The sequence below is a fragment of the Desertivirga xinjiangensis genome (assembly GCF_024436435.1).
Lineage (GTDB): Bacteria > Bacteroidota > Bacteroidia > Sphingobacteriales > Sphingobacteriaceae > Desertivirga > Desertivirga xinjiangensis.
The window spans coordinates 154,819-165,461 of the sequence record NZ_JAFMZP010000010.1 but is presented as its reverse complement, the minus strand read 5'-3'; the positions used below and the strand labels follow the sequence as shown (position 1 = coordinate 165,461).

Here is a 10,643-nt window from a genome sequence, read left to right as displayed (position 1 = left end):
AAACGGCTGACCTTTGTTCTCTCGATTTACAAACGTTTCTTTCTGTTCCATACACTGTTTTTGTGTATAGCTTTTTTAGGAAGTGACACTTTGTCTGTAGCCTGGGTTAAGCGCGCGAAGGACTAAAGATTAGATTTTGGAAGTGATCCAAAATTATTCTGCAGGCTCAATATACAAAAAAAGCACTGAGAAATCAGTGCTTTTTGCATTCGGCGGAGAGTGAGGGATTCGAACCCCCGGCCACCAAAGAGTCTTTTTGTTAGTTCGTTGATTTCCTGGTCATTGAGTTTTTTAATAGCACCCATTTTTAGCGTTTTTTTATACTTATTTGACCGGATTTTGTCCGGTTTTTAGTTTTTCAAATTTGCCCAAAAGTACCTTTACGGTAGCCTCAAGCTTCTCAAACTTGGTTTGTAGAATCTTATAATCAGCTTTCAGGGAGCTTATATCTGTAGAAATGCTTGGTCTCTTCTGTTTGTCGTCCATTCCTACCTCAGCATCATCGTTAAGATACCATTCCAGGTTCATGCCCAATACCTTGTTATATGCCTTAATGACGTCCAGTGGAGGTTCAGCTGCACCTCTTTCATATTTGCTAATCGTTGTGTGTTTTTTACCGACTTTATCAGCAACTTCCTCTTGAGATAGCTTTTTGTGTTTTCGAAAGGCTTGGAGCTTTTCGCCGTAAGTTTTTGGTTTCATGACATAGGATTAATTTTCAGGTGGATTATCAACTTTTATATTATTGCCCTCGGTTTTTTCAACTAAATCTTTCAGAAGATCTACCTCGGTTATTTCAAATTCAATTTTAGTTTTTATCGTTGTTTTTCCGGATTTGCCGAAGTCTGATTCTTCAGGTTTCATTATTTATCTCAGGATCCGTTTTACAACATTGTATATTTTATAAATGTCCTTCAGATATATCTTTTCATCTGGGTACAAATTCTTATTCGGATTTAAAGAGGTGTGCAAAATCCATCCTTCTTCTAAATTCTGTTCTTTTATTTGCTTAACGAGAATTCCCTCGGTACGATGGATAAAAATCCAGTTCGGCCACTTATGATCATATAATCTAGGCTTCCATTTGTGTTGTTCAAGTTCTCTACCTATTATTATAGTCTTATCAGGAATCGCTTCATTTATATCCCCATTATCCATACTGTCCCCCTTGGATTCAAAAGCCAAGTATTTACCGGCATGATAAAAATCTACTAATACCTCCGTGAAGGGGAGTTCTTCATGAAACTCAGTATCCGCAAAACCGCGAAGAAATCCAGCCTTAGCTTTTTCCGTTACTAGCTCAACTTTCATGGAGAACCAGCCATTGCCAACGTTTTTGAACTTAGTATCTTCTCCAAACTCCTCCTCGTTAAGATCTCCTATCAGTGTTGCATTTGATCCGGACCTCCTGGGAGTAACTTTAAATTCATTTGTTACCTGGAGTTTATGTATATCAATATTGTGTTGCTTGAGAATAAATTCAGCTTTCTCTTCAGCTGAAACAGTTGGGAGATCATTATCGGTTAAGTTAAGATATTTCAGGATCTTTTTTCTTGTATCGGCTTTATCGTTGATTAGCTCGGGCTCTTTTAGTCTGGCGACGATGTGCCCCCGTGAAATGTTAATATCTTCAGCCAGCTTATCTTGAGTAATTTGCCGCTCCTTTAATAGTCTTTTGATGAATTCTCCTTGATGCATTGTAAATATGATTAGAAATGTTGATAACTTTTTTCACAAAGTCATTGACATTTTCAAATTGTTCATTACATTTGTTCTGTACAAACGCACAGCGCAAATATAACGTAACAGGAATGAATAATACAATAGTTACCGAAAGAGATTTAGAAGTTGATGACAAAGTTGTGAACTTTATCATCGAAAACTTACCACATGGCGGCTATGCAACGGTTGCTACTAAGCTAAGTATTCCCCGAAGAAACGTTCGTGATGAGATATTGTCCAGACGTCCTTTATATAATAAAGAGATCATTAACGCACTCCTTGAATTAATTGAATTTGTAACCGGGCAAAAACCTGACCTTAATGCCAACTAAAAGAGACTTCAGACTTCACTCTGAACTGGTGACAGAGTGGTGGTTAAAAGCAGAGGAAAGAGCTAATAAGCTTGAGGCTGAAAACGCCCTGCTAAAACTTCAATTGGAAACATTAAAAAAAGAAAGGAAAAAAAGTGCTTAGAATATCTCATAAGCATGGCGAAGAAAATCGCGCCGGTAAAGTAACAGAGCAGATGCTTATCGATGCCTTTAAAGCTGAGTTTATAGCAAAGCATAACAGGAAGTTCGAAAGTCAGAATCCGAAAATTCAAACATCAATAATAAAAACCTTAACAAGAAAAAGAGCATGAAACTGAAAACCATCTCAGAAGCTAAATCTATCTTAGAAAAACTTACAACCTTGGACGCGGAAATTATTCAAATTGAAAAGAAAGCTATAAAAATAGCTAATGGCGCCTTTACGTCTTCAATTACCTTAGAGTTTGATGTAGAACCTGAATCTAAGCCAAAAAATCACGCTAAGCAGTCCAGAAGTGGTGAACGCCAACATCTATTCTTCCCGGGCCTTTTATTTTCGCCTGAGGTTCCGCGTTGGGGAGAGGAAAACATCCAGAACAAAAATGCTTCTGATCTGAGTTTTGGTCTTGAGGAAACAGAGATGCTTATGGTTATGGGCACCTTGATTGCTATAAAGAAGCAACGGAGAATGGGTCTATTGTCAAAGCTTAAGGAAATGGGAGTTACCTTTTAATCGCCGATGATGATACCAGTAGATCCAACTTTAATTCTGGCAGGAGTAGGCTTATTAATACTCATTGTAGTGATTGTAAATATTTGGCCTTCCAAAATATATACTAAATCGAATATAGGTCCCATCAGAATTAAGTCCTCAACCTTTCCAGATGGGCGGGTAAATGAAATTTCGAATCATTAAATTTTAAACATATAAATCATGAAAATCACCCTAAAAAAACTGACACTTATCAACTTTATGGGAGTAGACAAACTAACTGTTGATTTCTCCCAACTCACAAAGGTATTCGCTGACAACGGTGTCGGCAAAACTCGCCTTTTTAATGCCTTTACCTGGCTATTATTCGGCAAAGATTCTTATGATCGAACTGACTTTGATATTAAGAATACTGTTGACAGGTCAAAAAACAAGCTAGACCATGAAGTTACAGCTACGCTAGAGGTCCCCGGCGATGTTATCAACCTAAAGCGTGTCCATAGAGAAAAATGGAGCAAGAAGCGAGGCGAAGAATATCCTCAAATGACCGGACATGAAGATGAGTTCTTTTGGAATGATGTGCCTCTTAAAAAAAGTGATTACACCAGTAAAGTAGGCGCCTTATTAAATGAAAAGCTCTTTCGGCTGCTGACAAATATCAATTATTTTAATTCGCAAAAGCCTGATGATCGGCGGAGAATTCTGCTGGATATAGCTGGAAAGGTAGATGATCGTTCTATCTGGGATTCTATCACCGATAATAACAACGCCCATGATATATCAGAGCTAATGGCCATCATAAATGCTGGAAAGTCAGCTGATGAATATAAGCTTCAAATTGCATCTCAGCGTAGGAAGCTAAATGAACAAAAGGAAAAGATTCCAACTCGTATAGATGAGGTTAGCCGTAATATGCCGGAAGCAATCGACTTGGAGGAAACAAACAAGCTTATTACTGCTGTGGAGGCCAGAATAGTCGAGGTTGATACCGAGATGTCAAACTTATCAACTGCTTATCAGAATAGCTTCAAATCAATTCAGGACCAGCAAAATAAGATTCACGGCCTAAAATCAAAGTTGTCAGAAATAGAGTTTCTCATCAAATCTGAAAATCAGAGCAATGAGAATGCAAACCGTTTGACTGGCTCCAACATTCTTAATACCATTGAGAATATTGAGCGCGACTTAAGGTCGAAATCTACGCTGCTATCCTCTACCAAAGAAAGGATCGCTTCTCTGCATGATCGTATTGAAAATGGTAGAGCGATTTGGAGGGAAATAAACGCCTCAACAGTTAAATTCGATGATCATGAATTTACATGTCCTACCTGTAAAAGACACATAGAGCCTGAAGATGTTGAAGCAAAAAAGCTGGAGATGACCAATAATTTCAACACTGAAAAGCAAAGAAAGCTTTCAGAAAACGTCGCTACCGGGAAGCAGCTTGTAGCTGAATTCGAAGAGGCTAAAACGCTTCAGGAAACTCTTACATCTGCGATTGGAGCTTTGAACAAGCAGATGGATAGTGCAAAAATCGATCTACAGGCATGGAATGAGGTGAACTCTGCTACAAAGAAAGATATTCAATCCGTAATCAATGAAAATCCTGAATGTATCCGTATTAAAAACGAGATCAAGGACATTGAATCTCAGTTGCCCGAAAACCCTGCAATTGACTTGAGTGATCTTAAGCAAAAAAGAGCAACTCTTGTTTCCGAACTTGACATATATAAAGGTAAGCTAAAAGTTAACGAGGTCATTGAAAGCAATAAGAAGCGTATAGAGGAGCTGGAAGCTGAAGAAAGAAAGCTATCTCATGAGATCGCAGCCTACGAGCGTACAGAATTCCTTCTTGAAAAGTTCAGCAATGTTAAGATGGACATTGTCGAAGGTCGCGTAAATAAGATGTTCAAGTTCGTAAGGTTCCGTTTGTTTGACCGTCAGGTAAATGGTGCAGAGGTTCAGGTTTGTGATGCTCTTTTACCTAATAGAGAGAAAACCGGATTTGTTCCATGGAACAGTGCTAATACCGCTGCAAGGGTTAACGGTGGTCTGGATATTATTAATACCCTTTCTGATCACTATGGGGTACATGTGCCGATTTTCATCGATGCCGCTGAAAGTACCACATCTTATCTTCCTTCTAAATCCCAATTGATTAAACTTCATGTTTCGGAGTCTGATAAGAAGTTAAGGATTGAACAGGAAGAATCTGAAATGGTAGCGTAATGGAAAAGAGGTGGAAAATAGGGAACGGCAACTGTATAGTTGTCGCCCCTACAAGAAATATGCAGGGAGCCTTCGTTGGCCGTTTCTCTGACTATGCATATTATGGCGGGCAATTGGTGTGCGAAACCGTTGATCTAAAGGCTCTCAATATTATCTCACTTGCACCGGAAATGCTTTCATTACTTAAGCTCTTTGTTGAAGCATATAAATCAAGCGACCTTATGTATGAGATATACCGGGATGCGCAGGAGATCATTAACAGAGCAGAGCCAGTTCAAAAACTCATTCCAGAGTACAGCCAAACAACTAAAGAATATTTCAAGAATTTATAATAGCAACTATGTCAACAACAACCACTCAACAACAGCCCGATCCGAAAGCATTAGCAAAAGCCAGGATCACTCAGTTAAAAGGTATCATGGCCGCTCCGTCAGTAATGGAGCAATTCAACAACGTTCTAAAGGAAAATGCAGGGGCCTTTGTGGCATCTATAATTGACCTGTATAACAGCGAGACAACATTGCAGGAGTGCAATCCTAATTCAGTTGTATTTGAGGCCTTGAAAGCAGCCTCCTTAAAACTTCCCGTTAATAAAAGCCTCGGCTTTGCTTATATCGTTGCCTACAAAGGCGTTCCTACAATGCAAATCGGATATAAGGGATATATCCAGCTTGCTTATAGGACCGGGCAGTATTCGATAATTAATGCAGATGTCGTTTATGAAGGAGAATACCGGGGCAAAAAGAAGCTTACGGGGGAGTTCGACCTCGAGGGTGAAGCAAAGTCGGATACTGTTATCGGTTTCTTTGCTCACTTCGAGTTAAAGTATGGCCTGAAAAAAACTCTGTACATGACGGTTGATCAGGTACATGCCTGGGCAAAGAAGTACAGTCCTTCATATAGAGGGAACAATAAGATCTGGCGGGATGAGTTCGACAAGATGGCCATCAAAACCGTCCTTAGAAATCTTTTGGTGCACTGGGGATATATGTCCGTTGAAATGGCTGAAGCTATCAGCGGTGACTCAGACTATGTGAACCCAAATGAAGCAGTGAAGGATGAAATTAGAGAAAACGCGAATAGCCAGCGTTTTGAGGATGCTGTGATTGTTGATGACAAACAGCAAGCTCCGGATCCTAATGCAGGTATGCAGCCAAACCAAGGTTTTAATAATCCACAAGACGACGGACCTGGATATTAATTATGGTTTTAAAGATCATCAATAGCAATTCAGCCGGCAACTGCTACATCCTTGAAAACAACAAGGAAGCTTTAATAATTGAGGGGGGCGTAAAGTTCCCCCTTGTTAAGCAGACACTAAACTTCAATATCAGCAAGGTTGTAGGCTGCATTGTATCTCATGAGCATGGCGATCATGCGAAGGCTGTAGAACACATCGCAGCTGCTGGGATAAATGTTTATGCTTCTGCAGGTACTATCAGCGGATTTGAATGCAAGTCACATAGGTTCAAACCAGTTCCGGCAAACAAGGTATTTAGGGTCGGCTCGTTTGAGGTTACGCCTTTCAATATCATGCATGACACTAACGAGCCGTTTGGCTTCCTGATCAATCATGAAGAAACCGGAAAGGTTCTTTTTTTGACTGACACGAAGTATTGCAAGTACACTTTCGATGGATTGAACAATATTATAATCGAAGCGAATTATTCAGAAGAGATCCTGAACAGCGGGGGATACGGCGAATGGTTAAAAACCAGGGTAATCAACTCCCACATGAGCCTTGAAACCTGTAAGGGCTTTCTTCGGGCAAATGATCTTAGCCAGGTTAATAATATAGTACTGATTCACCTTTCCGATAGCAATAGTGACGAACGGCTATTCAGTGATCAAATACAAGAGCTCAGCTGCTGCAACATAACAGTTGCCTACAAAAATCAAGTTATACCATTTTTAAAAACACCTTTTTAAAGCATATAAACAATCATTTAATCACTTTTTTAACATCAAAACTAAATGGACAAATTTTTAAAAATCACAGCCACGGCATTGATTGCCTTAGTTCTAATTTCAACATGTTTCGGCGTATTTAATATGGCAGTCGGTAACTGGTTCAGGCATGCTTCATTTACCACCATTGGATTATTATTTGTTGGGGTTTTCGCTCTTTTCTTTTTTGGATATTCCTCGATAAGATCAATTTGGAAGAGCTCTTTGATAATTATATCGGTGCTATTGTTGCAGGCCTGCAATTACGCCAAATCTAACCAACAAGTAGTTATATCTACTGATTGTGGAATGACATGGAGTAAAATTAATATTGGCGACGCCGTTCCTGTCGCTACTGGGAACAGGTGCTTTATGAAAGTAGTGATTCCTAATTTCCCAATGCAGGGAGATAGTCGCTTTGTTTCCAACTTTAAAGATAAAGTTAGAGCTAACATTCACATTGACTATGATTATTCTATCACTGATCCATTGGCATTCATTAGGCAGGCAAAATACTTAGGTAGGGCAAATGCAAATGTTGATGATAGTGAAGCTCTGGATCCTGCAGCTTTTGAAACGGCCGAAAATTCTGTGATTGATAAACGGATACGAGAGGTTGTAAAAGGTCTTTTAATCAAAGAAGACATTGTCGAAGCAGATCAGGCAGATCTGGAAAATGAAATACTTAACCAGTCAAATAAGATGCTGGAGCAACTGGGCGTCAAGTTAAATTTTATCACGCTGACATTCGATCTGGACAATCAAACGAGACAGGCCATTGACGTTGCAACAGCTATGAAGATCTATCAAACAAAAAAGCTTGATGATGTTGGCAAGTCGGTAATATCTGCCAGAGCTGGCGCCACTCAGATAACAGTTGAGAATAAGACAGTACCTGTCGAGAAACAAGAATAGTTTTCACTTAATAGAATATGAAGCTTGAAAATCAAATCGCTGACCATTTGCCGGAAGCGCAAAGGGCTCAGTATCTACATGACAATTGCGATAATGTAGAGGAACAATGGTACATGAAGAAATTCACGCCAGAAGAAATCAGAGCAATGAAAGACGCTTTATCTACCCTCAGTATCGACATTAATGATATAGAGGAGGAAAAAGCCAAAGAGACTAAAAAGTTTACCGACAAGCTGAAGCCTCTGAAAAAAGAAGTCGTGTCTCTACTTCGAAACATCAAGATGAAAGCAGTTCATGTTAAAGAGCCGCTTTACAAAATGATTGATCATGAAAATCGCAAGGTTGGGTTTTATAATCACAGGGGCGAGTTGGTGGAAAGCCGCCCAATACTGCCGGAGGAGATGCAGCAAAAGATGTTCCCCTTGCGGGAAGGCACCAACGATTAATTAAATATCTCATTCACTTTTAAATATTATAAAATGTCTGAAAACACAGATAACGTAAAAGGAAAAGCCGTAGAGGCAATTGTTGAAACTGTTCTTGCTGGGGAAGCCAGAGAGATTATATGGAGAACCGGCGATGCTTCCGAGGTTAAAGAGCCTAAAATTGTGGTGATTGCCGGAGTTCTTGACAGCCCTTACAACTGGCTATTAAAACGCTATGATAGCGTAAATGTCGCAATTAAGCACGAGCAAAAAGGTTTGGTTCCCGTTGAGCATTCCCACTTATTGGTTGACCGTGACAAGTTGCGTATCGATCTTGTTATCGGCGAGCAGAATCACTATGGCACTAAGATATCAGGATCACTTGAGCTGCATCCTACCTTCTTAAAATTCGGAGTTAATTCCGGAAAGTACCTAACTCCGTTTCAAATGGCCGACTTAATTAAGATGAATCGAACCTTCTTTGAAAGTCACCAGGTTGCCGGGGATCTGGTAACAGCTCTTAAAAACTTCACAGCCAAAGTTGATAAAGCTGTCGAGTTATCGGACAATAACCGCGGAAACAAAAGGGTCTTGGTTGATCAGGTTGCAAAAACGAATGTTCCTGAGAAATTCAATCTTAAACTTCCAATCTTCAAAGGTCAACCAGTGGAACTATTTGAAGTCGAAGTTTACTTCAACTCCGACGACTTGACTTGTACCTTGATATCACCATCTGCGAATGATATTACAGAATCTCTGAGAGATACTGCGATAGACGCCGAGCTGAGTAAGGTAAGGTCATTAGTTCCAGACCTGGTGATCATCGAAAAATAGAACAAAAGGCGGTTGGTTAACAGCCGCCTTTACACCACACACTTAAAGAGTTTTTATAAACGTGCAAATGCGTTCTTTTTGCTGATTATCAGGGGTGATTTATTCAGTATAGCATTCCGGGCCTAGCACTCCCGGAATATTTTTAACAAAAAAGGCAATGTGGCGGAATTGGTAGACGCGTGGGTAGTTCTTTACTGACAAGCCGAATCGATATGTCCTAAGATATGAGGGCTGTAACCACAAGGGCAATACTGCTTGCAGGTTCGATCCCTGCCATTGCCGCGGTTTAATAACAGTGTGTTCTTTTCACCAAGATAATTAATTGAATAGATGAGCACTGCTGCATGGGTCACTGTTCCCATGCTGGCTTTGTGAAAAAAACAAATCAGAGAAACCATGAGCAAATCATTTTTCCTTAACAACGTAAAGCTTTCCATCGATGATCGGATTGCAGATTTTAGAATCCTGAGCCGTAAATCATCAAACGTTGATTATTTCGGTATTCAACCTGAGCACAAAAAGCTATTTGTGCAGTTCAAGAACGGGAAGTCGTATATATATACTGAAGTCCCTGAAGATATATTAAACAAAGCAGTTGAAGCAGAGTCCATTGGCAAATTCTTAAATGCCAACATCACTGGCAAGTTCATCAGCCTGAAGATAGATTTCAAGATGGTCACTGAGGTAAAAGAAGAGGATGTGATGCAAAAGTTTGAGTACGGTGCTATGTCTTCAAAATACCAAGTAACAGCCAAAAATAAACTAACTGCATATTGCGCTATGATTCTGCAGTATGGTAGTTCTGCTCACTTAATAGCGCTATATAGTCCCAATGAAATTGAGGGCGACTCTTGGTTAAATCTTTTTGGTCAAATTTCAGACCGGCTTGATGAGATATTCGGAGGCGAAGGTTCGTTTGATAAGTATTTTGAAGAGAATATCGACGAAGTGAAGGCTGCTTATAACACCATAAAACAATTGGTATAAGGTATGGAATATTCAATTGCACAATCACTAATAGATTATACTGTTCAAAATAGTTCATTTGAAAACAGGCGAAATTATGTTTCTCTTTCAAATTCTCATCTTAATGCTGATGAAATTTACAGCAATTATATTAACGGTTTTGTGGCTGGCAAAAAGGAAAGGCTAAAATGCTACAAAGGTTACCAAATGGAAAAGGATCTGCTGAATCGAATTCAGGCAGTATATGGCCCCCGGGTAAAGGTTGATATTGAATTGAGCGCATTTGATGGTTTGGTTAAAGGGCATCCTGATTTCACTTTTGACGATTACCCTGGCGATTGCAAAAGTGTTCTGCTTGATGAGTGGCTTCCGAAAGATGGAAAGTTGCCTAAAAAGGTTTACTGGCAGATGCAGTCATATATGAAATATGCTAAAAAAGACAAAGCCCTGGTGATATATGAAAGTAGGGAAAGCGGCTTGATCATCGATATCTGGATTAAGCAGAATCCGAACATCCAGAATGCCATACACGAGAAAAACAAATCGGTAGTCAACAAGATAAATTTGTCAGGATCAATCTAA

At 39.6% G+C, this 10,643-nt stretch carries 15 protein-coding genes and 1 tRNA gene; 13 read left to right on the top strand and 3 right to left on the bottom strand.

Annotation, left to right across the window (positions count from 1 at the left end; translation table 11 throughout):
* Positions 1-324 precede the first annotated feature (324 nt).
* Genes J3P37_RS20170 through J3P37_RS20160 form a run of 3 tightly spaced genes read right to left on the bottom strand, consistent with a single transcriptional unit; the run spans position 325 to position 1,698 of the window.
* Entirely contained in the window at positions 325-702 is a 378-nt protein-coding gene (locus J3P37_RS20170) for a helix-turn-helix domain-containing protein (protein ID WP_256013208.1), read from the bottom strand.
* Positions 703-711: 9 nt separating this feature from the next.
* Entirely contained in the window at positions 712-864 is a 153-nt protein-coding gene (locus J3P37_RS20165; RefSeq protein WP_256013206.1) for a hypothetical protein, read from the bottom strand.
* Between the two features lie 3 nt (positions 865-867).
* Positions 868-1,698 (bottom strand): XRE family transcriptional regulator, encoded by an 831-nt coding sequence (locus tag J3P37_RS20160; protein ID WP_256013203.1) that lies wholly within the window; start codon positions 1,696-1,698, stop codon positions 868-870.
* A gap of 113 nt (positions 1,699-1,811) precedes the next feature.
* On the opposite strand from J3P37_RS20160, the gene J3P37_RS20155 reads away from it, so the two are divergent.
* From J3P37_RS20155 to J3P37_RS20095, 13 genes are all read left to right on the top strand, one after another.
* A complete protein-coding gene (locus J3P37_RS20155; RefSeq protein WP_256013200.1) occupies positions 1,812-2,054 on the top strand; it encodes a hypothetical protein in 243 nt (80 codons plus the stop codon).
* Entirely contained in the window at positions 2,044-2,196 is a 153-nt protein-coding gene (locus tag J3P37_RS20150) for a hypothetical protein (protein WP_256013199.1), read from the top strand. The genes J3P37_RS20155 and J3P37_RS20150 overlap by 11 nt, the downstream gene beginning before the upstream one ends.
* 165 nt (positions 2,197-2,361) lie before the next feature.
* Positions 2,362-2,766, top strand: coding sequence for a hypothetical protein (locus J3P37_RS20145; protein WP_256013198.1), 405 nt, complete (start codon positions 2,362-2,364; stop codon positions 2,764-2,766).
* Positions 2,767-2,967: 201 nt separating this feature from the next.
* A complete protein-coding gene (locus J3P37_RS20140; protein ID WP_256013197.1) occupies positions 2,968-4,974 on the top strand; it encodes a hypothetical protein in 2,007 nt (668 codons plus the stop codon).
* Complete coding sequence (locus J3P37_RS20135; protein WP_256013196.1) at positions 4,974-5,306, top strand: hypothetical protein; 333 nt, start codon at positions 4,974-4,976, stop codon at positions 5,304-5,306. Before J3P37_RS20140 ends, J3P37_RS20135 begins: the two co-directional genes overlap by 1 nt.
* Before the next feature lie 8 nt (positions 5,307-5,314).
* The gene (locus J3P37_RS20130) at positions 5,315-6,175 is read left to right on the top strand and encodes a recombinase RecT (RefSeq protein WP_256013195.1); all 861 of its coding nucleotides are present in this window, start codon (positions 5,315-5,317) and stop codon (positions 6,173-6,175) included.
* A 2-nt stretch (positions 6,176-6,177) separates the two neighbouring features.
* Positions 6,178-6,903, top strand: a complete 726-nt coding sequence (locus J3P37_RS20125; RefSeq protein WP_256013194.1) for an MBL fold metallo-hydrolase — start codon at positions 6,178-6,180, stop codon at positions 6,901-6,903.
* Between the two features lie 45 nt (positions 6,904-6,948).
* Positions 6,949-7,836, top strand: coding sequence for an SPFH domain-containing protein (locus J3P37_RS20120; RefSeq protein WP_256013192.1), 888 nt, complete (start codon positions 6,949-6,951; stop codon positions 7,834-7,836).
* 17 nt (positions 7,837-7,853) lie between these two features.
* On the top strand, positions 7,854-8,282 hold the full coding sequence (locus tag J3P37_RS20115; RefSeq protein WP_256013190.1) for a hypothetical protein: 429 nt from the start codon (positions 7,854-7,856) through the stop codon (positions 8,280-8,282).
* 33 nt (positions 8,283-8,315) lie between these two features.
* Positions 8,316-9,095, top strand: a complete 780-nt coding sequence (locus tag J3P37_RS20110; protein ID WP_256013188.1) for a hypothetical protein — start codon at positions 8,316-8,318, stop codon at positions 9,093-9,095.
* Positions 9,096-9,248: 153 nt separating this feature from the next.
* Positions 9,249-9,377: transfer RNA gene (locus J3P37_RS20105), tRNA-OTHER, on the top strand.
* 114 nt (positions 9,378-9,491) lie between these two features.
* Positions 9,492-10,082: a KTSC domain-containing protein gene (locus tag J3P37_RS20100; RefSeq protein ID WP_256013186.1), complete on the top strand. Its 591-nt coding sequence runs from the start codon at positions 9,492-9,494 to the stop codon at positions 10,080-10,082.
* Between the two features lie 3 nt (positions 10,083-10,085).
* Positions 10,086-10,643: a hypothetical protein gene (locus tag J3P37_RS20095; protein WP_256013184.1), complete on the top strand. Its 558-nt coding sequence runs from the start codon at positions 10,086-10,088 to the stop codon at positions 10,641-10,643.